We start from the raw sequence: 23568 nt of genomic DNA, 5'->3' as shown, positions 1-23568 counted from the left end.
TTCCCCCTGACCGGGTCGGTAAAGCCACGGCTGTGTTTGATGAGCGGTCAATCCAGAATCGAACTTGGTTCGGTGATTGTCGAGTCACGAGCCGGGCGCGATGAGGCAACGCGCCGTTTAGGCGACCCAAATAGACTCACATTGGGCGCTTAATCCCCATTCATCGGCGCATGTGCTGAATGCATTTTCGTGACGCCTGGGCCGTATTCGCCTGACCAGGCGCGAAGACCGTCAGAGAGCGCGAAGACCGTCAGAGGGCGAGGAGGTCATCAGAGAGCGCGAAGACCCTCAGAGGGCGAGGAGGTCGTCGGCTATGGCGAGGAGACGGACGGCCGCCGCGTCCGACGGACGGGACTTGCCCGGCAGTCTCTCGCTGATCCTCTGCAGGAGCAGGCGCGGATCCCGCTCCGGCTCCCGATGGCTCTCCCGCACGCGGAGCAGGAACTCAAGGCCACAGGCGGCCTGGGTGGCGAACAGCCCAAGGAGCTCGATGTCGTCCAGATCGCCGCGGGACCCCGCGCGATCGAGCACCTCAAGGACGCCGACGCATTCCTCGAACCGGATGAGCGGCGCGGCCATGATGGTGCGCGGGACGTACCCGGTGGACTCGGCGGCCTCGTGGGCGAACTCCGTCACGCTCGACACGTCGTCCGCGACCATCGGCTGCCCGCTCGCCGCCACCCAGCCGGCGATCCCGGTTCCCGCCGGAAAGCGGCTCCCGACCAGCTCTTTCTCGCCCTCGCCCGAGACGGCTTCGAAGACCAGCTCACCGGTGTCAGGGTCCACCAGGAAGATGGAGGAGGCGGCGGCGCCGAACATGTGGCGGGCCACCTCGACGATGGACTGCAGCAGCCTTCGCTCGGTGCCGTCGAAGTCGTCAGGGGACATGTGCCTCTCCGTTCTGCGTGGTGTTGTCCGCGGCCAGATAGAGGACCGTCTTCAGCTGAAACGGCGTCAGCCAGGGGTGCTTGCTCAGGATGAGGGCGCAGATGCCGGTGATGTGCGGTGCCGCGAAGCTGTTGCCCGTGCTGCGGATCTCCTTGCCGCCGCTCCAGGCGACCGGCACCTTGACCCCTCGTGCGTGGAACTCCGCGGGCGGCGAGGGGTTGTAGTAGTACGTCATCGGGTCGGCCTCGTCATGGCTGGCCACGGAGACGACCGAGGAGAACGTCCACGGGAAGCTGAGCACCGGCATGTTGTGCGCGGCGGCGACCAGCAGGCAACGCCGGAAGTACGCGCGGTCGGCGAGGTCCTGGAGGGATTCCCGGAAGCTGGACCTCGTGGTCGACAGGCTGAGGTTGATCAGGTCGAACCCCGCGTCGATGGCCCAGCCGAGCCCGGCCATGAGGGCGTCACCGGTGCCGGTCTTCCCGTCGGTGAGCACACGGAGCGAGGTGAGCGCCACTCCGGGGGCTATCGACCTGATCACTCCCGCGCAGGCCGTACCGTGCCCGGCGGGGTCGGCGGGATCGCAGTCGGCGATCGCCGGCTTGCCCCCGTCCCCGCTGACGACCTGCAACGACCGTTCGAGGCCACCGATCCTTGGATGCTTCGCGTCCACGCCGGTGTCCACCACGCAGACGCGCACACCTGTGCCGTCGGCCCCTCCCCAGGCCCACTCCTTGGACACCTCCGCCAGCGGGCTGACCTGGAAGCGCTCCGGGGCCTGGCGCGTGGTGGCCAGCCCCCACGCGGGCACCCCGGGAAAGTGGGCACGCTTCTCCCTGCGCCAGGGCGGCACACTCGCCGGCGTCATGGACACGGCTCCCCCATCCAGTCGTCGACTCGTCGCACCAGCAGGCTCGCGCCCTTGCTCAGGTAGGCGTCGCGCGCACGCTGGGCGGCATCGGCCGGGTCCCTTCCGGCGGCCCGGTGGATCTGGGCGACCTCGACCAGGACGTCTCCGCGAAGACAGGGGTCGTCGGTCGATTCGAGCAGCTCGGTCGCGCGCGCGGCGGCCCGTACGGCCTCACCGTGCGCACCGTCGCGCGAGGCGATCGCGGCCCTGGTCACGATGGCCGCCACCTCGGCGCGGAGCCGGCGCGGCCCGGCTTCGCCCCGCGCCAGTTCCAGGGCCGCCTGCCGTACGTCCCCCCGCCAGAGTGTCTCGCGCGCCGCGTAGACCTCCAGGGCGGCGGCGGCCGCCCCGTGCCCCGCCGTACGGAGCACGGCGGCGGCATGCCTGAACAGGCCCGACGCGACCTCGTGGTTCCCGTCGAGGGACTCCACGAGCCCCCGTACCTGGACGACCGCGATCGCCGACAGGCCGAGGCCGAGCTCGGCCACGTAACGGTCGGCCGTGTCGAGCGTCTCGCGGGCGGTGCCGAGGTCGCCGCGGAGCGCGAGAAGGCGGGCCTTGGTGACGAGCGCCGGCACCAGCAGAGCGCGGTCACCGGCGAACCGGGACAGCAGGTCCTCGCAGAGCGCGAGCCCCTCCGGCACCGGGGTGGGCGACCACTGCACCAGCTCGCACAGCCCGCCGAGCAGGCGGTCCTCCTCGTAACGGTCGCCCATCGCCTGGGCCCGATGGAGCCCGTCACGGAACGCGCGGTCGGCGGCGCCGAACCGGCCGGCGTCGATGTGGATCCAGGCTTCGAGCTGGTGGAACCGGCACCAGCTGAGCTCGTCCTGCGGGTCGAGCGCCAGCCGCTCGCGGAGGGGCTCGATCTCCGGGCCGCCGGCGCCCGAGCGGAGGGCGAGGATCCCCCGCTGTATCGCACAGCTGAGCAGGTTGCGCGGGTCATCGGGCAGCAGCTTCTCCGCGCAGTCCAGCGCCGCGACCGCCCGGAGGCTCTCCCCCCGCGCCAGTTCCGCGTCGCTGATGCGAACGGCCAGCCAGCGGTGCTCGTCCCTGCCCGGGGGGAGCATCTCCCGTCCGCGTTCCAGCAGCGCGATCGCGGCGGGCAGGTCCCTGCGGTGCAACGCCTGACCGCCCTCCCTGATGAGCGAGTCCGCGGCCCGGTCCGTCAGCTCGGGCAGGAGCGGATCACCGGGGCGCACCTCCCGGACGAGCCGGCAGGCCGCCAGCAGGTGCTGGCTGACGTCTCCCGACGTCGGCCCGGAGAACGGGGCGTCGTCGGAGGCGTCGGCGGCCTGCTCGGCGAACCAGTCGGCCAGCCTCCGGTGCCAGTCCGCGCGCGACTCCTTGCTCGTCATCGCGTAGACGGTCTCCCGGGTGAGGGTCTGGGTGAACTCGAACGACCGCGGGAGCGCGCCGCGCCGGATCAGCCGGTCGCGCTGGAGCCGCCGCAGGGGCAGCGCCGTCGTGGGGCCGTCGGCGTCGAAAAGTGCCTCGACCTGGTCGACCGTGAAGGACTGCCCGATGGTCGCGGCCCTTTCGAGGACCCCGCGCTCCGCTTCGCTGAGCCGGTCGAGCCGGGCCCCGAGCAGCGCCTTGATGGTGGGCGGGAGAGAGGCGGCGCCCTCGGCGAGGGTCTCCAGCATCAGCTCGGCGAAGAGCGGGTTGCCGTCCGATCCGTAGATCACCCGCTGGTACATGATGTCGTCGTCGTGGGCGACGACGTCCGCCCGTCCGGCGCACAGCTCGGCGACGAGCCGCTCTATGTGCGGCCGGCTCAACGGGCCGAGCTCCAGCGACATGGCGCAGGCCATGCCTCCTCCCCAGGAGGGACGGATCTCGTAGAGCTCGGGCCGGGCGACGCAGACGAGGAGCACGGGCACGTCGGCGAGCCATCTCGCGCAGTCCAGGATGAGGTCGAGGAGGGTCGGCTCGGCCCACTGGAGGTTGTCCAGAACCACCACCAGCGGCCGGCGCTGTCCGAGTACCTCGAAGAACGACCGTACGGCCTGCGCGATCTCCGCGATGCCGGGGGTGTCGCCGTACTCCGAGGCGTCCGGGCCCGCCAGCCCGCGCAACGCCCGCGCGCTTTCGGTGCCCACGGCCTCGGCGATGGCGGGCCAGTCGCCGTTGAGCGCCTGGAGCATCTCCGCGATGGGCCGGTAGGTGGCGCCGATGCCGTACGACGGGCACCGGCCGGTGAGGACGGTCACGTCATCGGGCAGGTTGTGCAGGAACTCCCTGGCCAGCCGGGACTTGCCGATGCCGGAGACGCCGAGCAGGGTGGCCATGCCGCACCGCTGGTCGCGCATGACGCGCTCGTGGAGCTGCGTCAGCTGGCGCAGTTCCTCGGTACGGCCGATCAACGGGATGGTGTCGGTTCCCGGCTCTCCGCGATCGGGCTCCACGGTGACCAGCCGCCACGCACGTACGGGGTCTCTCTTGCCCTTGAGCGTGAGCGGAGGCACCTCGTCCAGCACCGCGTGGTGCCGGACCAGGCGGGCGACCTCGTCCCCCAGGAGGATCTCGCCGTCTCCGGCCGCGGACTGCAGGCGGCTCGCGGTGTTGACCGTGTCGCCGATCACCCGCACGTCCGAATCGGACGAGCCGACGACGATCACCTCACCGAAGGCGATACCGCAATGGGCGTCCAGCAGGACCCCGTGGGTCGGGGCTATCTCGGCGCTCAGCCGGTGCACGGCCGACATCGCCCCGTACGCGGCGAGTACCGCCCGGAGCGCGTCGTCCTCCCGGCTGGCGGGGACGCCGAACACGGCCATGATCGCGTCGCCTATGTACTTCTCGACGACGCCGCCGTGTATGAAGATCTCGGCCCTGCAGGCGGCGTAGTAGCTCTCAAGGATCTGCAGGAGCAGCTCGGGGTCGAGACGCTCGGCCAGCTCCGTCGACCCGACGATGTCGATGAACAGGACCACGATGTGACGACGGGCGGGTCGCGGACCCTTGCCGATCATACGAGCTTGAGGTCCTGTCCCTCGACCTCACCCGCGACGTCGTCCAGGCGCTTCTTGATCGAGTTCAGCAGCGTCACCTCGGACTCGGAGAGCTCGGCGAACACCCGTCGCTGCCGCTCGTCGAGCAGGTCGATGGGATGCCCGGCCGCGCGTAACTTGGCCAGTGCGTCGAACGCGCCCGATCCGGTTCTGTTCATCAGCTTTTCCTTTCATCAGCGACCGGCTCGCCGGTCGCTTCCGTGCCGGTGGCTCGGCCATCGGACGAGGCGTCCAGCCCAGGAACCGCGTGACGTCGGAAGTGGTCGGCCTATGAGTCCTCCGAGGTGGGGAGATCGGCCTGCGCGACAAGCCTTAAACGGCTCATCGGTGATCGCAAGTGACCCGGGCACCCACATTCGTGTGGTTGCCATTCCGCCGGTCGGGAGCGTCCCCACCGCACGCCATCGGCGGCGGTAAGCCCACGTTTGTGGGGTTGTGTCACCTCCTCCTGACCAGCCCATACTCAACCTGCAACACAACCCCACCAGTTAGAGAGGTGAAGGCATGGCCTTCGATCCGACGGAAGAGCTGCGAGACGCGGGAGTCCTGCACAGCCCGATCGCCGCGGAGATCGAGGAGGCGTTCGCCACCTTGACCCGAGAGGAAGTCGACCTCCTCATCTCCCTCAAGTCCCGGCTTCCCGCCGTCCTGCCCGAGGTGCTGTCGCAATCCGGGGCGAGCGCGCCGTGGGCCACGCCGGAGGTCGTGGCGCACAACACCGAGATCGGGGTCGCGCCGTCGTGTCTGTGTGGAGCCTGGTCCGGGTCCGGATCCGGGTGAACTAGTCAAATTCGCTCGCAGAGGCGGCCCCGACCGCATGTCGCCGTGCACGGTACGGGGCCGCATCTGCCGCTGGGAGTGTGAAGGGGAACGGATGTCCGGGAAGCTGGCCAGAAACCGCGCGTTGATCGACGTACCGGAAGACCTCACCTACTTCGTGCACGACGACGACTTCATGGTGGTCAACCCACAGGTGGGCGGTCGGTGCGTCCTCAGTGCGCGTGAGTTCGGCGTCCTTTCCGCCCTGGCCCGTTCCCAGGCGAGCGGGGAGCCGGCGCCGCTGGAGGAGACCGACGAGACCGAACGGACCCTCGCCAAGCTCATCCTGAGCTGGGTCGTCTACTACGACGGCAGGCGTCCGACCGTGAAAGTGAAGGAGCCACCGCTCCGCCAGGTGTACTACGCCATCACCGACGGCTGTAATCTCCGTTGCCCCTATTGCTACGCCTCCTCCGAGAAATGCCTGCCGGGTGAGCTCAACACCGCCGAATCGCTCCACCTGGTCGATGAGATCGCCGACTTCGGGACCGAAATCCTGGTTTTCACCGGCGGTGAACCGATGCTCAGAAAGGACCTGTTCCAGATAGTGGAACACTCCAATCAGCGCGGCCTGAAGTCGAACATCGTCACCAACGCCACGATGATCAGGAAGCCCGAGACGGCGCGGCGGTTCGCCGAGTTGTTCGGCTCCGTCACGGTGAGCGTCGACGGAGGAACGGCCGAGACGCACGACCGCACTCGTGGCGCCGGCTCCTTCGCCAAGACCTACCGCGCGTTGCGACTGCTCAACGAGGCCGGCGTGGTGCCGAAGATCAATCACATCGTGACCTCGGACAACATCGACGAGCTGGAGGACTTCGCCCTGTTCGTCGAAGGGCTCGACGTCCACAGCATCCGGCTGATGTACCACAACAACCTGGGCCGCGGGGTGACCGACGAGTACGACTTCGGCTGGCAGGACCATATGAGGATCCAGGAGATCACCTGGACGTCACCGGCCGCCGGAAAGCTGAGCCCGGACGGGCCCAAGCCGATGTCGCCGTGCTCCGTGCGGGCCAGTTGCGGGATGGGCGGCAACGAGATCTACATCAACTCGCTGGGCGACGTCTACCCGTGCAAGCTCGTCACCGGACGGTCGCACTACGCGGGCAACGTACGCCGGCAGTCTCTGGCGGAGACCTTCGCCAGCCCGGTGCTGCGGGACATGCGGAACAGCTCGGTGTTCGGCGGCGACTTCCACTCCGACTGCGCGAAGTGCTACATCAAGTCGTCCTGCGGCGGAGGATGCCGCGCCGCCCACATGGCGGAGTCCGGCGACCTGAGGCGCAACAGCCGCCACCAGTGCAGGATCCTGCGGCACGGCATCGCCACGCAGCTCTGGCTGGAGGCCGGCGTCCGCGCCTCCGAGCTCACCAAGAAGAACGTGGAGATGACGACCCCTCGCCTGGTCGTCAACGGCGACATCCACCCCGTCTTCGACGACTGGAAGACCTACGTCGCCCCCTCGCCCGACGCCATCAAGATCGGCGAGCTGCTTCCCATCAGCCCGGTATAGCGGAGGTGGAGTGTGTCACTGCAGATCAGCGATGCTGTGATATGGCAAGAGACCGCGGAGGGCATCTCGCTATACCACACGGAAACCGGGGAGTTCCACGCCCTGAACGAGACGGCCGCCAGGATATGGGCGCTCGTCGCGAGCGACGGGGAACGGGAACCGATCATCTCGAAGCTGTCGCGTGAGTTCGCGGGCAGCAACGCCCTGGTGAGCGCCCGCATCCGGATGGACGTGGAGGACTTCATCGGCATGATGATCAAGGGCGAGCTGATCGAAGAGCTCCCGGCATGAGCGTGAGGTGGTCACGAACCCTGTCCGGCCGGCCGTGCTGACCGGGCTCCCATGACCAGGGCCGTCGTCCTGGGCGGGGGCTTCGCGGGGGTGCTGGCCGCCGCCGTGCTAGCCAAGCACGCGGACGACGTCATCGTGGTCGAGGGCGATCACTACCCGTCCAGCCCGCGCCCCCGCCGGGGACTGCCCCAGTCGCACCACAACCACGTGCTCGTGACCGGTGGCGCGAGGGCTCTGGAGACGCTGCTTCCCGGCACCCTCGCCGCTCTCTACGCGCGGGGCGCGCACCGGCGGGGACTGCCCGGCGACGCGCTGATCCTCGCCTCGGAGGGATGGTTCCGGCGGCTCGACACCGGGGCCCACCTCATCGCGTGCGGCCGGGGACTGCTGGATGACGTGGTGAGGCCGCGGGCGCTCGGCGGCGGCGCCGTCACGACGTGGGAGGGCGCGCGGGCGCTGGGGATGGCCGGAGACGCCACCCGGGTCACCGGAATCCAGGTCAGGCGCGAGGGTGGCCGGGCGGAGACGATCGAGGCCGATCTCGTCGTCGACGCGACGGGGCGCAGGTCGAAGGCGCCACGGTGGCTGGCCGCGATCGGAGCGCCGGAGGTCGAGGAGGTGACCGTCTCCTCGGGCCTGGCCTACTCCACGCGGGTCTACCAGGCGCCTCCCGGGCTGGCCTCCGAGATTCCGGCGATCATGATTCACCCCCGTCCGGCGAAGGGGGAGCCGGCCCAGGGGGCGACGTTGTTCCCGGTCGAGGACGACCGGTGGATCGTCACCCTGACCGGCACCCGGGGTGGTGAGCCCCCGGCCGACGAGCAGGGCTTCGTGCGCTTCGCACGCTCCCTGCGCGACCCGATCGTGGCGGACCTCATGGCGGCCGCCACACCCGTCGGTGGCGTCCGGCCCTATCGCGACACCTCGAACAGGAGGCGGTTCTTCGAACGCGCGCGCCTGCCCACGGGCTTCGTCGCGATCGGCGACGCGGTCGCCGCGGTGAATCCCGTCCACTCGCACGGGATGTCGGTCGCCGCGCTGAGCGCGCTCAGGCTGGACAGGGAGCTGACCCGGCACGGGTTCGGGCCGTCCCTGTCCCCCGTACTGCGGAGCGCCATGGCGGAAGAGGCCGAGACGTCATGGCGGATGGCGATCCAGCAGGACGGCGCCGACCTCGAAGTGGGCCGGCGGGAGCCGTCTCCGTTCGAGCGCCAGGTCCAGGTCCGGATGGCCCGCGCGGCGCTGAGCAGCCCGGAGATCGCGGCCGGCGTCTTCCGCGCCCAGACGCTGATCCCCGCCGATGACCGGCAGGACAAGTCAGCGCTGTTCCGGGCGATGACCGGCGAACCGGATCCTCTCCTCACGGCCGAGGAGGCGATAGCGCAGTACCCCGAGCTGTACAAATGGTGGCTTTCGAGGCCGCTCTCGCCGGTCAAGCCGGCCCGTGTTCCCGCCGGCGTGGAGATCCGCCCGTGATGAAGCCGGATTCGTACGCGATGCCGACCGCGTGCGCCCGGTTCGTCGCCTTGAGCTTGGTGAGGATGCGGGCCAGGTGAGAGCGGACGGTTCCGGCGCCGATGCCGAGCTGCTCGGCGATGCCGGCGTTGGACAGACCGGTCGCGACGAGGGCGAGCACCTCGGCTTCGCGGCGGGTGAGCGCCGCGAGCTGGTGATCGACCCCGGTGATCACGGCGGCTATGCGGTCACGGAGCCGCGTGATCATCGAGCTGGAGATGAACGTCTGCCCCGCGGCGACCAGCCGTATCGCGGGCACGATCTCTTCGAGCAGCGAATCCCTGTGGACGAAGCCGCCGACTCCCTCGCGCAGCGCGCGCCCTAGCAGCTCCTCGTCCAGCTCCTCGGAGATCAGCACCACCTGCGTCCTGCTCCTCGTCTGCGCCGTGGCGGTCAGGGCGAACTCGACGCCGCCCTTCTGGAAGAGCGCCGCGTTCACCACCGCGACCCTGGGCCGATGCCGGATGACCAGGTCACTGAGCCGTTGGGTCGCGCTGGCCTCCCCCACCACGTAGAAGCCGTTGCCCAGGTGCAGCATGCCCCTGAGCCTTGCGCGCAACACCCGGTCCGGGTCGCCGACGACGACCCGCAGAGCGGGCATCGCCTCACCCGAGGGGCCCAATTCGCCCCGATGTGTCACGTTTCAATCCGAATTGAGCGAGATTGTGGCACCGGCACACTATGCACGCCCACCCGCCGGACCACCAGAGCAAGCGACTTACTCAAGCCACCCGGCCACATGGGCCAGGTACTCATGAGATCACCGTGCGTCAGCGCCGCGGTCAGACGGGATCGGCGACGAGGATCCGGATCGCAGAACCCGCGAGCGGCGGCGTGACGCCGGCCAGGTCGAACCCGCCGGCCGCGAGCAGGTCCCGGAACTCGTCCCTGCCGCGTTCCCTGCCGCCGGTGTAGACGAGCATGGCGATGTCGCTCATGACGGCCCCGGCCGCCTCCGGCGTGTCGTTCTCGGACGGCAGCACCGGTTCCAGCACCAGCAGGCGCCCGTGGTCCGCGATCGACTTTCGGCAGCCGCGCAGCAAGGTGGCGCACCGCTCGTCGTCCCAGTCGTGCAGGATGCCCTTCACCAGCAACAGATCGCCTTCCGGAACGGCGTCGAAGAAGTCGCCGACCTCGATCGAACAGCGACCTTCCACCCCTGCCCGCCGGAAGGTCCCGGCCGCGCCCGCGCCTCCCTCGGCGGTGTCGAACAGGATCCCCTGGGCGCCGGGCGTGGCCGCCACGATCGCGGCCAGCAGGGTGCCGTTCCCGCCGCCGATGTCGACCACGGTGCGGACACCGGTGAAGTCGTACGCCCTCGGGACCGCGGGTGCGATCTGCTCGGTGCCCTCGCGCATCGCCGTGTTGAAGACCCCGGACAGCTCCGGATGGCCCGCGAGGTAGTCGAAGAGCGGCAGGCCGTGCACGTGGTCGAACGCCGCCTCGCCGGTCCGTACGCCGTGGGTCAGCGCCCCCCACGCCCGCCAGGTCGCGGGGTCGCCGAGCAGCAGCACGCTGGAGCGCATCGACAGCGGATGGTCGGCGCGCAGCGGCCGGCCCATCTCGGTCAGCGCGAAGTGCCCTGGCGCCTCCTCGCCGGCCACGCCCAGCACGACCAGCGCCCGTAGCAGCCGGTTCAGCGCCCGGGGGTCGGATCCGGTGGAGTGCGCCAGCCGCTCGACCGGCAGCGCGCCGGCGGCCAGAGCGTCCATCACGCCCAGGCGGACGGCCGCGTACAGGATCTGTGAGGTGGCGTAGCCGAACGCCATCCGGGAGAGGTTCGCGTACGCCTCGCGGCTGGTCGCGTGGTCGGTCATCGGCTGAGAACCTTTCACCGGGGGCGCTGCCGTAGCAGCAGAGGCAGGCGTCGCACACCGTGCAGGAACAGGTCGGGCGTCCATCGCAGGCCGGCGGGATCGACGGCCAGGGCCATGTCGGGGAAGCGGCGCACCAGCGTGCCGATGGCCGCCCTGGCCTGCAGCCGGGCCAGCGCCGCGCCGAGACAGAAATGGATTCCGTGGCCGAAGCCCAGATGCCGGTTCGGGTCGCGGCCGATGTCGAAGACGTCCGGCTCGGGGAACACCGCCGGGTCGCGGTTGGCCGCCAGCAGCACGGGCACGACGATGTCCCCGCGCGGGATCACGGAGTCCCCGATCTCCACATCGGCCATCGCGAACAGCGGCCGGGAGTGCCCGACGGGGCCGTTGAACCGCAACGCCTCCTCGACCATGGAGTCGATCATCCGCGGTCGCTCGCGGAGCCGCCCGAGCTGGCCGGGGTGGCGGAGCAGTTCCAGCACTCCGTTGCCGATGAGGTTGACCGTCGTCTCGTCCCCGGCGAGCAGCAACTGGAACACGCTGGACACCAGCTCGGCGTGGCTGAGCCGCTCACCGGTCTCCTCCGCCTGGACGAGCTGGGACAGCAGGTCGTCGCCCGGGTGGGCCCGCCGCTCGCCGAGCTTCTCGTCGACGTAGGCGACGAACTCCATCCCGGCGCGGCGCACCCGGGCCGCGTCCCGGCTGCGGAGCATGTCGTCGCTCCACGCGCGGAGCCGGGCGCGGTCGCCGGTCGGGAAGCCGACCAGCTCGGCGACGACGAGGAGCGGCAGCGGCAGGGCCAGCGCCTCGATCAGGTCGACTTCGCCTTCGGCCGCCGCCATGCCGTCGACCAGTTCGCCGACGACCTGATGGACGCGCCGCTCAAGGGCCGCCACCCTTCGGGGGCCGAACGCGGGCGCCATCAGCCGCCGCAACCGGGTGTGGTCGGGCGGATCGAGGTTGAACATGTTGCGCCGCACCATCGCCAGCGGGTCGTGGTCCCACTTGTGGTGAACCGCGGCGATCTCGTCGGGCAGACGGTCGAGCTGCCGCCCGATGTCCGGGTCGAGCAGCGCGCGCTGCACGTCCGCGTACCTGGTCAGGTACCAGAGCGCGCGGCCGGTGGGGCTCACGTGGCGGTAGACCGGCGCCTGCTCGCGCATCCGGTGGAAGAGCGGGTGCGGGTCCGGACGATGCTCCGGGCCTGCCGGGTCGAACGATTGGCCAAGCGTGGTCGCGCTCATCACCGTCTCCTCATGAGTGCGTGGACGCCCGCCTGGTGATCGCTCAATGCCCCTTGGAGGCGCGGGTGTTGTGGACGTCCAGCGCGAAGAACCGCGTGGCGGTGCGGCCCAGGTCCTCCATGCCGAAGAACCCCCGACGGGCCATCTCGACCTCCGCCGAGGTCCCGCGCCGCTGCCAGTGGCGCAGGAAGAGCCGTCCGCAGAGCTCCGGCGGCGGGACGACCAGCCGGCCTCGGGTCTGTTCCGCGACCTCGTCCGCGTGGGCGACCATCTCGGACCACTCGGGCCAGCGGCTCGACTCCCTGAGCCGTGCGAGGACGTCCGGTCTCCAGTCGGCCGACTGCCAGACCGGCCACACCCTCACCATGACCAGCCGCAGCCGCTCGGCCGCCGGCAGCGTGGCCGACTCCGTCTCGGTGAGCCAGGACGCGAGAACGGACGGCAGGGCGGACTCCTCGTCGACCCCGAGCTTGGCGCGGACGTACTCCTCCACCGTGATGCCCTGCGCGGCCGCGATGTCCTCCAGCCGACGGGTCAGGACCTCCTCGTGCAGCCGGGGGTAGTCCTCGCCGAAGAGCCGCGCCGCGTTCAGGACGTCGAGATCGGACATCCACCTGCCCGGCGCGTACTCGCGCGTCGACCGCCATCTCAGCGCCTCGTAGTGGGTGATCCCCGTCAGTGCCGCCTCCGCCGTCCACTCCCTGGACGCTCCGGCCCCGCGGTCGCCGACGGCTCGCAGGGCCGACACCGCGTCCAGCCGCTTCAGGTCCCACTCACCCGTGCCGATCATGCGTTCGAGCGTTCGCAGAGCGTCGTGGTCGTCCGCGCCGAGCTCCCCTGCCAGCTCCTCCCATGTGCGGTGGGTGAAGGGCCTGGCCTTCGCCGCCTGGACGATCCGCTCGCCGGCCGCCGCCGGGACGAGATCCGTCCTGGCCCCCTCCTGGCAGCCGTAGCGGAGGTTGACCATCGCCACGGTGCCCGCGGGGTATCCCCTGTCGGCGGGCCCGTGCAGGATCGCGACCTCGTCGTCCCCGTCGACCTCGCCGCTCGCGTACATGCGGTAGACGGACCCGACGCCGCTCATGCCGTACGGGCTCAGCTCCGCCGCCCGCAACGCGCCCATGCTCGCCGCGCCGATGACGTTCACACCCTCGTTGAGCAGCCAGAGGATCTCCTTGTGACCCACCGACAGCCGCTCACGGTAGTAGCCGTCGATGATGACGGCGGTGTCGTCCCGGCTCCACTGCTCCCTCAGCAGATCGCCCCGGGCCGCGGGCGGCCGGACCCGCGCCTGTGGGACCACGCCGAGGACCTCGTCGCGAGAGATCGTCGGCCCGGCGTACACGACCACTTTCGGCGACACTAGAACACCTCCGGGATGACGCGACTTCCCGGAGCCACCACTCTGACGACGGGGACTCCGATGTCGTCTCGGGTCAGATCGACGACGAGCGGCGCGTTAGAGAACGCGACCGCGGCCCGCTTGACCACGTCCTCCAGGTCGTCGACCAGGCTCTCGTGAGCGGGCAGCTCCTGGATCGCCTCGCCGGCCTCCGCCACCGGGACGGGGGGCCGCTTCTTCGGCGGGTCCTTGTGGACGTCCGGCCGGAGGTCGTCCCGCGCGCCGGAAACGTAGCCCAGCCTGGACTGCGCGGCCTCGGTGACGGCGCGGGTGAGCGCGATCTCGGAGCTGAGATGGCAGCCGTATCCCGCGAACTCCGGAGGGTAGTCGTCGCACGTGATCCGGGCGAGGAAGCACGGCAGCTCCGTGGGCGACCGCAGGAGCCTGACCTCAAGGGAGACCCCGGCGCGCGCCATCATCGCGCACAGCTCGTCGACGACCGGCGACCCCAGCGTCCCCGGGTCGACACGGACGCCCCGGTCGCCGCCGGTCATCGACGCCGTCACCGCGTCCCTCTCGATCACCTCGTACAGCGCGTGCAAGATGCCCTCCACCAGCGTGTTCCCGCTGGCCAGGCCGTTCGTCGACTCCAGGAAGACCGGGGGGTTCCAGCCCTCCTTCCGCACGAGCGAGAAACCCACCACGTCCTTGGGAACGAGCGTCTCCGAACCGTCGACCAGCGACCTGCCGACGACCCAGTCCAGCGGCAGCCCGTCATGCAGCAAGGTCGGCGTCGAACGTGGGAGATCGCGGACGTCGTATCCCAGGTGCCCGGCGACGTCGCGAGGAGGCGCCGTCGTGATCGGGGGCATGGGCTGCTCCGCGTGCCAGAGCTCGACGGACTCCATCGTCGCCGACAGCCTCGCCAGCTCGGGGGTGACTCCCTTTCCCTGCGACACCGCGAGCGTCTCGGACGTCGGCCTGATGGCCTGGAAGGTCGGGATCCCTATGGTGTCGAGCCTGGTGATGTCCGCGACCCTGGTGATCCCCACCTTCCGCGCCGCGCGGCCGGCCATCTCCAGCGTGGCCGCCGGGTCGTGGGCTCTGTCCGTGCCCGGCAGCCGGACCTTGGACCGGTCGGAGTTCGAGAGGATCCACGAGAGAAAGTTGTCTGTCCGCATCGTCCCTTGCCCCTTGTACGGGATCAGATGTTGCGAGCGCGGTTGAGCAGGCCACGGCCGCCCACCGTGTAGCCGATGACCGCCATGACGGTGAGCACGAGCAGGTTCCCCCACGCGGCGGAGAAACCGAACAGCGAGGCGTCCCGCATGCCGTTGATCGCGTACGTCAGCGGGTTGATCGCCGACACCCACTGCAGCACCGTGGGCATGCTGTCGATCGTGTACAGCGACGGGGCGCTGAAGACGAGAACGGGGATCGACACGTTCGACAGCACCATGAACGCCTGGAAGTCGGTGATCGTGATCGCCACCGCCAGGTACAGCCCGTTGAAGGCCAGTGCGGCGAGCGTGAGCGCCGTCAGCAGGCCGAGCCAGCCTTCGAGGTCGAACGGGAAGTCGAAGATGAGCACCGCCACACCGAGGCCCAGCAGGCTCTGGACCAGCACCAGCGACACCCCGGCGATCACCTTGCCGAGCAGGAACCGCGACCTGCGCAGTGGGTAGGACCACAGCTGCGTCGCGACCCCGCTCAGTTCCTCCTGGAACAGCGCCATGCTGGAGGTCCCCGCCGCGCTGACGACCGACATCGCCAGCGTCATGGGGAGGAGGAACACCGCGAACCGCACCTGGACGCCCTGGTAGTCGACGACGGTGACGAGGTTGCTCAGCGAGGTGTTCACCAGCAGCAGGTACACCAGCATCGGCGTCAGGCCGAGGATGAGGTACACCCGGTTGCGGGCGAGCAGCGCGTACTCCCGGTACAGCACCGCGGACAGGTCGGCCGCTCTCTCGGTCCGGGGAGGGGGGGCGTTGTCGAACCGCAGCGTGTCGATCATCGTCACCCCTTGTTCCCGGTCATCCGGAGGAAGGCCTGCTCCAGCGAGTCGGAGGCGGTCGAGACTCCGGTGATCGCGACTCCGTAGTCCTGGCAGTGACGCGACAGCTCCGGCAGCACGTCCCGCACCTTCGCGCCGTGGACGCGCACCTCCGCGTCCGCCGCCGTGGCCGTCAGACCGGCCCGCTCCGCCCAGGCCGCCACGACGCGGCCCGCCTCGGCGTCCTCGACGGTCACGAGCATGTGGGTGCTGCCGAACTCCTCGACGAGCTCGCGCGGTTTGGCGAAGCGCAGCACGCGCCCGCGGTCGATGACCAGGACACGCTGGCTGTTGCGCTCCAGTTCGTCGATGTGGTGGCTGGTCCACATGATGGTCACGCCGTGCTCCTCGCGCAGCCAGGTCACGAAGCGTTCGACCTGGCGCCGCCCCGCGACGTCCAGCCCGGCGGAGGGCTCGTCGAGTATCAGCAGCCGTGGGATGGTGAGCAGCGCCCGTACCAGCTGCAACCGCTGCCGCTGACCGCCCGAGAGCTGGAAGCAGAGCCGCTGCAGGGCCTCCGTCAAGCCGAGGTACTCGGCCACCTCCAACGCCCACGGCCGGGCGTCACGCCACTTCAGACCGCGGAAGCGGGCCGCGATCCGCAGGTTGTCGAGCGCCGGCAGCATCATGTCGAACGGGCCGCTCTGGTGCATCGCCCCGATGCCGCTCTTGGCCTCGACCGGCTGGCGCACGGGGTCGGCGTCGAAGACGCGGATCCGACCGGAGGAGGGGGCGGTGACTCCGCAGATCATCTTGATCAGGGTCGTCTTCCCGGCGCCGTTGGGCCCGAGGAGCCCGATGGTCTCCCCCCGGGCGATCTCGAAGGAGACGTCGTCCACGGCCGGTCTCGTGCTCCGCCGATAGCGTTTGGTCAGTCCCTCGGCCATCACCACGTCACCCGACACAGCCCCACCCTTCACTTCGCCGTCCGCTGCGTCCATGCCGGTCCATCAGTCGCAGGTTGAGTATGGGCTGGTCATAAGGAGGTGACGCAACCCCACAAACGTGGGCTACCGATACCGGTCCCGGCGCGGATCGCGGGGCAATCCATATGCCGAACGACAGAGGAGCGATTGTGCGGCCCCGCCAGTCCGATGACCATCGGCGCATGGACGAGCTCACCACAAGCGGCTGGTGTGAACCGCTGATCCCCCCCACCCCGCCACTGGCCACCGGCACGCTCGTGGATCGGAGCTGAGCCGCCGCCGCTCGAAGCTCACGTCCCTATGCGAGGCCCGAGGCGGTGGATTCTGAGTGGACTTCAATCGGCGATCCGGCGACGTTCCCTACACCCTGCGGATGCCGGCCGACCGTCCTGGGGTGACCTGGCACCTCCCGGAGGTGATCGACCCCACGACCCCCCTGCCCTGCGTGGTCCTCGCGGACCGCGCGGGACTCGCCGAGTGCGCCGTGCTCCAGCGAGGGTTGCGGACGCTCGGCGTGCCGAGCCTGCGGATCGACGCCGGATCGCTCGCCGACCTGCGGATCCTCACCCTGCACGAGGACGGGTCGCTGACGGTGGACGGGCACCGCATCGTCCCTACCGTTACCTGGGTACGGCACTTCTCGCCGCAGGCCATCCCTGCCGGAAACGGATCGGCTCCGTCGCTGTTCCGGGCCGACTCGTGGTGCGCCCTCGTCGACCAGATCTCCTCGCTGTCGGCCGTCCGGTTGCCCGGCGGCGCCGATCCGGGACGGCTGGTCCAGCTGGACGACGCGGCACGGGCGGGGGTCCGCACTCCACGGACGATCGTCACGACCGATCCGGGAGCGGCGAGCGCGGCCCTGTCGAGCGACCGGATCATCGTCAAGGTCCTCAACCGGCATTTCGTCGAGACCGAACCGGGCACCATGGAGGGCCTCTTCCCGGAGATCATGGATTGCGCCTCGGCCAGGTGCCTGGCCGTGCGAGACGTGCCGATGATCGTCCAGGAGTTCGTCGACCACCGGGCGGAGCTTCGCGTCTACTACCTGAACGGCGAGATCCGGGCCTTCCGCGTCGGCAAACCGTCACCAGAGGCGATCTGGCGCGACGCGGCGTCGGTCACGGTCGCCCCGATGGCGGCCCCCGAGTCCGTGGCCGGGGCAGTGCGCAAGCTCGCCGAGCTGTGGGGTCTGCGCTACGGCGCCTTCGACTTCCTGCTGACCGGGGACGAGCCGGTCTTCCTCGAAGTCAACCCCGACGGCGACTGGCGGTGGTTCGAATCGAAGGCCGGAGTCGACGACGTCTCCATCTGCGCGCTCTCCATGGTGCGGACGCTCCACCGCCAGGCGACCCGGCAAAGTTCGCCCCCGATCGACCTGGCCGGGTTCCTGGCGCTTGGGACCGACCAGACGGGACGGGCGCGGGACAGGACACCGAGCATGGACGCCCGCGTGCTCGGAGCGCTCGACATCCGGGTGGACGGCGCGAGCGTCCACCTCAGCGCGAGGAAGGCCCGGCTCCTGGCCGCCATCCTGCTTTCGAGCCCGAACCAGGTGGTCCCGACGGACCAGTTGATCGACTCCCTGTGGGGCGAACGACCGCCGCCCACGGCGCGCAAGAACCTCCAGGTCTACGTCTCGGCGTTGCGCAGGAAGATCGGTGACCGGATCTTCTACGAGGGCTGGGGGTACCGGCTCGACGCCGGGTCGGAGGACCTCGACCTCATCAGGTTCCGGCACCTCGCCGGCGCCGGCCGCGACATGCGGCGCAGGGGCGACCCCGAGGGGGCGTTGACGTACCTCGACCAGGCCACGCGCCTGTGGCGCGGCCGGCCGCTCGCGGAGTTCTCGGGCGTTCCCCTGATCGACGAGGCCGTCGGCAGGTTCACCGAGCTGTACCTCACGATCAACGAGGACTGGGCGGAGCTCGAAATCGAGCGGGGCAGGCACATCGAGGTTCTGTACGGGCTCGACGATCTGGTGCCGTTCTTCCCCGAGCGTGAGCGGCTCGTCGCGGCGAGGATGACCGCTCTGGCCGGCTGCGGGCGCGCGGCCGAGGCGCTCTCGCAGTTCGAGACCGTGCGCCTGCACCTCGCGGCCGAACTGGGCATCGATCCCAGCCCGGTTCTCAGGAAACTGTACGAGGAGATTCTCCAGGGCAAAGCGCCCCGGCGGGCGGCCCCGGCGACGTCGTGGGACGAACCGATCAGGGGCGGGACCCTCGACGCGCGGTCTCCGGTCACATCGATCACAGGAGGGCGGGGCCAGAACCACCATCGATAACCGGCCGCGTCGTCGCGCCATACCGATGGTTAAGCGGGCTTTTCTAGAGTTCACACAGAGGCACTTCTATCAGGGCGCCTCCCGTGAAGGCGATCCGAAAAGGGATTCTCATGGATCTTGCTTCCGACCTGATCAATGATCGCGACACATGGTTGATCGTCATGTTGGCTCGGGGGTACACGACAACGAGAATCGCCCGGGAGATGCACCTCAGCAGGTACACGGTGGCGGAGCGGATCAGCAAGCTCCTCGACCAGTTCGCCTGCAGCAACCGCAGCCAGCTCGTGGCGTACTCCTATGCCCACGAGCTCCTGCACGTCGGTATCTGGCCCCCCAGCGCCTCCAACGTGATCGGCTAGCACGCCTGGCGATGACCGGCTCGGCATCGGGTCGCCGCCCGCCCGGCGGACGAGCCGGCTCCGGTCGCGGCCGGTCCGGCGTCTTCGCCGGAAAACTCTGACGACACAACGCCCCCTGCGCGGGCGGCCCTCCCGGTCCTGGTCGCGGTGTCCTCCGACCCCGTGTCCGGCTTGTCCGGGCTATCTTCGTCGTTCGCGGAGGCGTGAGCTTGCAACAAATGAGGGCTCCAGCGGAAACATTACGTTCTTAGCCTTCAGACATGTCCACGCCATCTCATGCCCTCAGAGCCGGCCTCCGCGGGCACGCTCGCGGCCGTCCCACCTGGGGGCGGTAGGGGTTACGTGGCAAATCAAGATCAGAGAAACTGAGGTCGGAAGCGTCTGCGGCAGCCCCCGAAAGGGTAAACAGGAGGTGAGGTCGGGTCCACGCACCTCGCCCGGCCGTCGGATTACCCAGTGAGGCACAGGACCTGTCCGCCGACGAGTGACGAGGGAAGTGTGAGCCCGTACCGAAGGAGAAGGACATGAAGCGGATTCTCATCACGCAACGGCCCAAGCCCCCACGCCAGCCCCTCCCCCTTGATCTTCGCAGTCCCTCAGGCCGAGCGCTCCCCTTCTAGCTCTCCACGGCCGGCCGCTTCCGAAGCCGACCCCAGACCCGAGAAGTACCATCACGCGCCCTGACCAGGCGTGTCACCAGGGTGAAAGTTCCCCTTCCCGCCGTGCAGGCACGGTGAAAGTGATCCGCAAGGTGCCCTCCCTAGCTTGTCCATCGCGACAGAACACTAGGAAAGGCACACGATGAACATCGCCCTTACCCGCCGTATCCTCGCCGTGGCCGCGGCGTCCGTCCTTGTCTCTCTCACCTCCGCGTGTGGCGGCGGAAGCTCCAAGGCCGTCTGCGACGACGCGCTGAAGGCGTTCCAGGACTACGGCAACCAGGCCGCCGCCGGTGCGGGCAACCTGGACAGCTGGAACAAGGCGACCGCCGACCTGGCCGTCAAGCTCAAGGACCTGTCGGGCGAGGCCGACGGCGACCTGAAGACCACACTGACGGACCTGGCCACCTCGTGGGGCGGCTTCAAGATCGACACCGCTGACCCGGGCGCGGCGGCGACCAAGGTGCCGGAGTTCGCCACGAAGGCCACCGAGGCCACCCAGAAGCTGGCCGTGAACTGCTCCTGACCCATCGGACGGCGTGGCCGGCGCGCGCCGGCCACGCCGTCCGCGTCAGGCCCTGGCCGCCGCGAGCGCGTAACTGCGCTCGAAGCCTTCGAGCACCGCCGGCCAGGCGCAGCGGGTCAGCTCGGTCTCCCTGTTGTGCAGGGCGATCAGCTCCCGCAGCTCCCGGTCGCGGGTGAGCCGCGCGACCGACTGGACCAGCTCGTCGAAGGTGCGTCCGAGCAGGCCCTCCTTGCCGGGCCGTACGAAGTCGGCGACCCCGCTCTGCGCCCTGGCGACGACGGGGACGCCGGCGGCCCTGGCCTCCAGGGCCGCGATGCCGAACGACTCCCTCGGCGCGGGCGCCACGAACACGTCGGCCGAGGCCAGCAGGTCGCGGATCTGCTCACGGGTGTAGCGGCCGGGCAGCGACACCCACCCCTCCATGCCGTGAGCACGCAGGAAACGCTCCATCGAACCCCGCGCGGGCCCGTCGCCCACCAGGGTGGCCCGCATCGCGATGGTCCCCGGAACCCTGCGCCTGGCCTCCAGCAGCAGCTTCAGCAACCGCACCGGCTGCTTGCGCGGGGCCAGGCGCCCCACGGCCACGATGTGCACGCCGCCCTGCCGCACGGCGCGGCCGTCGCCGGCGCCCTCGGGCCGTACGTCGCGCGTGGGACGCCAGGCGGACACGTCCAGGCCGTTGGACACGACGTCGACGGGGACCCGCCTGCCCGCGACGGCGCGGATGTGCCGGGCGGCGGCGTGGCTGACGGCGGTGCCCACCATGCCCCACCGGCTCCACCCGAACAGCAGGTCGAGGACGCGGTAGAGCGCGCGCGTCAGCGGATCCCACATGCTGTGCACGGTGACCACGACCGGCAGGCCCGCGCGGACGGCGGCGCGCACCCCCATCCAGGCGAACGGCGACACCGCCCCGGTGTGGACGTGCACGACGTCAGGGCGCCGAGAGGTCATCAGCCGCAGCAGGTGCCGGCCTCCCCGAGGGTGGATCGGCAGGTCGAAGGGCATGCGGGCGACGACGCGGTGGACCCCGGGGATGCGCTCACCAGGGGTCGCTGTGGCCACCTCGACCTCGTGACCCGCCTCGGACTGCGACCGCACCAGATCGGCCACCTGCACCTCGATGCCCCCGAGCCGTGGCAGGTAACAGTCGCTGACGTGAAGGATCCGCACCCCGCCAGCCTGGCAGAGCCCGCGACCCGCATCAAACGGGACCACCTCACCCGCGCCACGGGTTCTTGAACGGTTCAGGAAGGCTTCTCGAACCCCTCCCGGGGAGGCGCCTGGGGCTCGGGCATTCCGTACGTGGAATCATGGCCGCGTGGCACGTACCGCGGTCTTCTTCCACGCCCATCCTGATGACGAAGCGCTGCTGACCGCCGGGACCATGGCGATGCTGGCGTCCGAGGGCCATCGGGTCGTCCTCGTCGTGGCGACCGCCGGCGAGCGCGGCCTCGCCGACCTGCCCCACGGCGACGAGCTCGCCGAGGCGCGCACCGCCGAGCTGTACGAGTCGGCCGCCGCCCTCGGCGTCGCCCGCGTGGTCCTGCTCGGCTACGGCGACTCGGGGCTCGGGGAGGGCGAGGGCGGCGTCGGCGACGAGCGCGCCGAGAACGCCTTCATCGACGCCGACATCGAGGAGGCCGCCCAGCGGCTCGCGGCGGTGCTCAAGGAGGAGAGCGCCGACCTGCTGACGATCTACGACCCGGCCGGGGGGTACGGCCATCCGGACCACGTGCAGGTCTACCGGGTGGGGCAGCGCGCGGCGGACATCGCGGGCACGCCCATCCTGCTGGAGGCCACGGTCAACCGCGACCCCCTGCTGAAGGGCCTGCGACTGGCCCAGCGCTTCTACCGGTTCCCCCCGGAGTTCGACGTGCGGTCCTTCGAGCGGGCCTACTCCCCCGGCGAGGACATCACCCACCGCGTCAACGTCCGCAGGTTCGCCAAGGTCAAGCGCGCCAGCATGGCCGCCCACGCCTCCCAGGCGACGGGCGGCGACACCGACCGCACGCTCGCGGTCATGCTCAGGATCCCCGGGCCGCTGTACCGCCTGATCTTCGGCACCGAGTGGTACGTCCGCCGTGACCTGCCCCCGGGCACCCGCCGGTCGCATCCCTTCGACGACCTTCCCGAGCAGACCGGGTAGGGGATGATCTCCTCCTGGAGGATGAGATCCGCCCGTCGGCCTCCGGGCAGACTGATCGGGGCCGATCCGGCGCGCGGAGAACATGCGCGCGGACAGTGATAGGGGGCATCGCGATGAGGAACAAGTGGGTTCAGGCCGGCCTTTCCGTGGCCTCCCTGGTCCTGGCCGTCCTGCTCGTGGTGTACCTGCCGCAGATCGTGCACACGCTCACCGGGGCCGAGGTCAGCTGGAGCCAGATCGGCGCGCACTTCCGCTCGCTGAGCTGGACGATGATCCTTTTGATGAGCGCCCTGTGGTTCGCGAGCCTGTGGGCCTACACGTACGTGATGACCTCGGCCCTGCCCGGGCTCACCCACGTGCAGGCGCTGACACTGAACGCCGCCGGGAGCGCGGTCAGCAACCTGCTGCCCTTCGGCGGCGCGGCCGGTGTGGCGGTGACCTTCGCGATGACCAAGGGCTGGGGGTTCGCCGCCCGCTCCGTCGTGGTGTACACGCTGGTGACCGGCATCTGGAACACCTTGTTCCGGTTCATCCTGCCCGCGGTCGGCATCATCGCGCTGCTCGTCGCCGGGCGCATCCCCGACTCCAGGGTCACCAGCGCGGCGTGGGGCGGCGCGGTCTCCATCCTCGTCCTGGTCGCCGTGGTGGCCGCCGCGCTCTACTGGGAACGGGCCGCCGACCTGCTCGGCCGCGTCCTCGACGGGCTGCTCGGCGTGCTGCCCCGCAGGATCCGCCCGGCCGAGCACTACGCCTCGGAGGCGATCCACCGGATGCGCGCCGAGATCACCGAGATCGTGCGCAAGCGCTGGCGCGGCCTGTCCTTCGGCATGGTGGCCTTCCTGACCCTCCAGTGCCTGATCATGGCGTGCTGCCTGGTCGCCACCGGGTCCTATCCCGGCCCCGCCGAGACCGTCGCGGTGTTCGCCATCAGCCGCGTGCTCACCAGCGCGCTGATCACCCCGAGTGGCGCGGGGATCATGGAGGGCGGCACCGCCTCGCTGCTGATCGCCTTCGGCCAGCCCCCGGGCGCCGCGACCGCCGCCGCCATCCTGTTCGGCTTCTGGACCTACACCATCGAGATCCCGTGGGGCGGTCTCGCCCTCGGCGCCTGGTCCCTGCTGCGGCGGCGCGGCGCCTCGAACGACCACCGCTCGCCGGAGCCCGCCTCCCGCGCCTGAGGCGTCAACGCGGGCCCTCCGGTACCTGTAGCCTCGTGACACCCACGTAAGGAAGGCGGGCCTTGGCGAATACCTTGT

Annotated in this window: 21 protein-coding genes; 9 read left to right on the top strand and 12 right to left on the bottom strand. The window is 70.1% G+C overall.

Going from position 1 to position 23568, the window contains the following annotated elements; genetic code table 11:
• Positions 1-288: 288 nt before the first annotated feature.
• Genes ACGFIV_RS08790 through ACGFIV_RS08775 form a run of 4 tightly spaced genes read right to left on the bottom strand, consistent with a single transcriptional unit; the run spans position 289 to position 4970 of the window.
• Positions 289-888, bottom strand: a complete 600-nt coding sequence (locus ACGFIV_RS08790; RefSeq protein WP_392833264.1) for a GAF domain-containing protein — start codon at positions 886-888, stop codon at positions 289-291.
• Positions 878-1756: a S8 family serine peptidase gene (locus ACGFIV_RS08785; RefSeq protein ID WP_358554549.1), complete on the bottom strand. Its 879-nt coding sequence runs from the start codon at positions 1754-1756 to the stop codon at positions 878-880. Before ACGFIV_RS08785 ends, ACGFIV_RS08790 begins: the two co-directional genes overlap by 11 nt.
• Complete coding sequence (locus ACGFIV_RS08780; protein ID WP_392833261.1) at positions 1753-4773, bottom strand: AAA family ATPase; 3021 nt, start codon at positions 4771-4773, stop codon at positions 1753-1755. The genes ACGFIV_RS08785 and ACGFIV_RS08780 overlap by 4 nt, the downstream gene beginning before the upstream one ends.
• Positions 4770-4970, bottom strand: coding sequence for an aroma-sacti cluster domain-containing protein (locus ACGFIV_RS08775; protein ID WP_358554555.1), 201 nt, complete (start codon positions 4968-4970; stop codon positions 4770-4772). The genes ACGFIV_RS08780 and ACGFIV_RS08775 overlap by 4 nt, the downstream gene beginning before the upstream one ends.
• A 346-nt stretch (positions 4971-5316) precedes the next feature.
• On the opposite strand from ACGFIV_RS08775, the gene ACGFIV_RS08770 reads away from it, so the two are divergent.
• From ACGFIV_RS08770 to ACGFIV_RS08755, 4 genes are all read left to right on the top strand, one after another.
• A complete protein-coding gene (locus ACGFIV_RS08770; protein ID WP_358554558.1) occupies positions 5317-5592 on the top strand; it encodes a StsA-related sactipeptide RiPP in 276 nt (91 codons plus the stop codon).
• A 94-nt stretch (positions 5593-5686) separates the two neighbouring features.
• Positions 5687-7147 carry a StsB family radical SAM/SPASM domain sactipeptide maturase gene (gene stsB / locus ACGFIV_RS08765; RefSeq protein WP_358554561.1) on the top strand — a complete coding sequence of 487 codons (1461 nt, stop codon included), beginning with the start codon at positions 5687-5689 and terminating at the stop codon, positions 7145-7147.
• A gap of 12 nt (positions 7148-7159) precedes the next feature.
• Positions 7160-7438 carry a PqqD family protein gene (locus ACGFIV_RS08760; protein WP_358554564.1) on the top strand — a complete coding sequence of 93 codons (279 nt, stop codon included), beginning with the start codon at positions 7160-7162 and terminating at the stop codon, positions 7436-7438.
• Positions 7439-7489: 51 nt separating this feature from the next.
• Positions 7490-8914 (top strand): NAD(P)/FAD-dependent oxidoreductase, encoded by a 1425-nt coding sequence (locus ACGFIV_RS08755; RefSeq protein WP_392833254.1) that lies wholly within the window; start codon positions 7490-7492, stop codon positions 8912-8914.
• Here the strand turns inward: ACGFIV_RS08755 and ACGFIV_RS08750 are convergent.
• The 7 genes from ACGFIV_RS08750 to ACGFIV_RS08720 form a co-directional block, all read right to left on the bottom strand.
• Positions 8871-9554, bottom strand: a complete 684-nt coding sequence (locus ACGFIV_RS08750; RefSeq protein ID WP_358554570.1) for a response regulator transcription factor — start codon at positions 9552-9554, stop codon at positions 8871-8873. The two genes, ACGFIV_RS08755 and ACGFIV_RS08750, sit on opposite strands and share 44 nt — an antisense overlap.
• Before the next feature lie 181 nt (positions 9555-9735).
• Positions 9736-10770 (bottom strand): methyltransferase, encoded by a 1035-nt coding sequence (locus tag ACGFIV_RS08745; protein ID WP_358554573.1) that lies wholly within the window; start codon positions 10768-10770, stop codon positions 9736-9738.
• A gap of 14 nt (positions 10771-10784) precedes the next feature.
• Positions 10785-12014 (bottom strand): cytochrome P450, encoded by a 1230-nt coding sequence (locus tag ACGFIV_RS08740; protein ID WP_392833250.1) that lies wholly within the window; start codon positions 12012-12014, stop codon positions 10785-10787.
• Positions 12015-12057: 43 nt separating this feature from the next.
• The gene (locus ACGFIV_RS08735) at positions 12058-13377 is read right to left on the bottom strand and encodes a TfuA-like protein (protein WP_392833247.1); all 1320 of its coding nucleotides are present in this window, start codon (positions 13375-13377) and stop codon (positions 12058-12060) included.
• Complete coding sequence (locus tag ACGFIV_RS08730) at positions 13377-14537, bottom strand: YcaO-like family protein (protein WP_392833244.1); 1161 nt, start codon at positions 14535-14537, stop codon at positions 13377-13379. The genes ACGFIV_RS08735 and ACGFIV_RS08730 overlap by 1 nt, the downstream gene beginning before the upstream one ends.
• Before the next feature lie 23 nt (positions 14538-14560).
• Positions 14561-15373 carry an ABC transporter permease gene (locus tag ACGFIV_RS08725; protein WP_392833241.1) on the bottom strand — a complete coding sequence of 271 codons (813 nt, stop codon included), beginning with the start codon at positions 15371-15373 and terminating at the stop codon, positions 14561-14563.
• 2 nt (positions 15374-15375) lie between these two features.
• A complete protein-coding gene (locus ACGFIV_RS08720) occupies positions 15376-16317 on the bottom strand; it encodes an ABC transporter ATP-binding protein (protein WP_392833239.1) in 942 nt (313 codons plus the stop codon).
• 349 nt (positions 16318-16666) lie between these two features.
• Here ACGFIV_RS08720 and ACGFIV_RS08715 point away from each other — a divergent pair, with 349 nt between their 5' ends.
• The 3 genes from ACGFIV_RS08715 (at position 16667) to ACGFIV_RS08705 (ending at position 20163) form a co-directional block, all read left to right on the top strand.
• The gene (locus tag ACGFIV_RS08715; RefSeq protein WP_392833236.1) at positions 16667-18619 is read left to right on the top strand and encodes a BTAD domain-containing putative transcriptional regulator; all 1953 of its coding nucleotides are present in this window, start codon (positions 16667-16669) and stop codon (positions 18617-18619) included.
• Positions 18620-18729: 110 nt separating this feature from the next.
• Positions 18730-18978 (top strand): LuxR C-terminal-related transcriptional regulator, encoded by a 249-nt coding sequence (locus ACGFIV_RS08710; RefSeq protein WP_392833233.1) that lies wholly within the window; start codon positions 18730-18732, stop codon positions 18976-18978.
• Between the two features lie 801 nt (positions 18979-19779).
• Positions 19780-20163 (top strand): hypothetical protein, encoded by a 384-nt coding sequence (locus ACGFIV_RS08705; RefSeq protein ID WP_392833230.1) that lies wholly within the window; start codon positions 19780-19782, stop codon positions 20161-20163.
• Positions 20164-20208: 45 nt separating this feature from the next.
• On the opposite strand, the gene ACGFIV_RS08700 is transcribed toward ACGFIV_RS08705, so the two are convergent.
• The gene (locus ACGFIV_RS08700) at positions 20209-21336 is read right to left on the bottom strand and encodes a glycosyltransferase family 4 protein (RefSeq protein WP_392833227.1); all 1128 of its coding nucleotides are present in this window, start codon (positions 21334-21336) and stop codon (positions 20209-20211) included.
• Positions 21337-21484: 148 nt separating this feature from the next.
• Between ACGFIV_RS08700 and ACGFIV_RS08695 the strand changes: the two genes are divergently transcribed.
• Entirely contained in the window at positions 21485-22312 is an 828-nt protein-coding gene (locus tag ACGFIV_RS08695) for a PIG-L family deacetylase (protein ID WP_358552955.1), read from the top strand.
• Between the two features lie 113 nt (positions 22313-22425).
• Positions 22426-23490, top strand: a complete 1065-nt coding sequence (locus tag ACGFIV_RS08690) for a YbhN family protein (RefSeq protein WP_392833223.1) — start codon at positions 22426-22428, stop codon at positions 23488-23490.
• The last annotated feature ends 78 nt before the right edge of the window (positions 23491-23568 follow it).

Source organism: Sphaerisporangium sp. NPDC049003 (genome assembly GCF_043197795.1).
Lineage (GTDB): Bacteria > Actinomycetota > Actinomycetes > Streptosporangiales > Streptosporangiaceae > Sphaerisporangium.
The sequence above is the reverse complement of the archived record's forward strand: the minus strand, read 5'-3'. Positions and strand labels throughout refer to the sequence as shown.

Excerpts from the sequence above, each read along its gene's own strand:
- ACGFIV_RS08705 (WP_392833230.1), top strand. The coding sequence starts at position 19,780 with ATGAACATCGCCCTTACCCGCCGTATCCTCGCCGTGGCCGCGGCGTCC.
- stsB (WP_358554561.1), top strand. The coding sequence starts at position 5,687 with ATGTCCGGGAAGCTGGCCAGAAACCGCGCGTTGATCGACGTACCGGAA.
- ACGFIV_RS08725 (WP_392833241.1), bottom strand. The coding sequence starts at position 15,373 with ATGATCGACACGCTGCGGTTCGACAACGCCCCCCCTCCCCGGACCGAG.
- ACGFIV_RS08785 (WP_358554549.1), bottom strand. The coding sequence starts at position 1,756 with ATGACGCCGGCGAGTGTGCCGCCCTGGCGCAGGGAGAAGCGTGCCCAC.
- ACGFIV_RS08690 (WP_392833223.1), top strand. The coding sequence starts at position 22,426 with ATGAGGAACAAGTGGGTTCAGGCCGGCCTTTCCGTGGCCTCCCTGGTC.
- ACGFIV_RS08710 (WP_392833233.1), top strand. The coding sequence starts at position 18,730 with ATGGATCTTGCTTCCGACCTGATCAATGATCGCGACACATGGTTGATC.
- ACGFIV_RS08750 (WP_358554570.1), bottom strand. The coding sequence starts at position 9,554 with ATGCCCGCTCTGCGGGTCGTCGTCGGCGACCCGGACCGGGTGTTGCGC.
- ACGFIV_RS08780 (WP_392833261.1), bottom strand. The coding sequence starts at position 4,773 with ATGATCGGCAAGGGTCCGCGACCCGCCCGTCGTCACATCGTGGTCCTG.
- ACGFIV_RS08790 (WP_392833264.1), bottom strand. The coding sequence starts at position 888 with ATGTCCCCTGACGACTTCGACGGCACCGAGCGAAGGCTGCTGCAGTCC.
- ACGFIV_RS08745 (WP_358554573.1), bottom strand. The coding sequence starts at position 10,770 with ATGACCGACCACGCGACCAGCCGCGAGGCGTACGCGAACCTCTCCCGG.
- ACGFIV_RS08770 (WP_358554558.1), top strand. The coding sequence starts at position 5,317 with ATGGCCTTCGATCCGACGGAAGAGCTGCGAGACGCGGGAGTCCTGCAC.
- ACGFIV_RS08755 (WP_392833254.1), top strand. The coding sequence starts at position 7,490 with ATGACCAGGGCCGTCGTCCTGGGCGGGGGCTTCGCGGGGGTGCTGGCC.
- ACGFIV_RS08775 (WP_358554555.1), bottom strand. The coding sequence starts at position 4,970 with ATGAACAGAACCGGATCGGGCGCGTTCGACGCACTGGCCAAGTTACGC.
- ACGFIV_RS08730 (WP_392833244.1), bottom strand. The coding sequence starts at position 14,537 with ATGCGGACAGACAACTTTCTCTCGTGGATCCTCTCGAACTCCGACCGG.
- ACGFIV_RS08740 (WP_392833250.1), bottom strand. The coding sequence starts at position 12,014 with ATGAGCGCGACCACGCTTGGCCAATCGTTCGACCCGGCAGGCCCGGAG.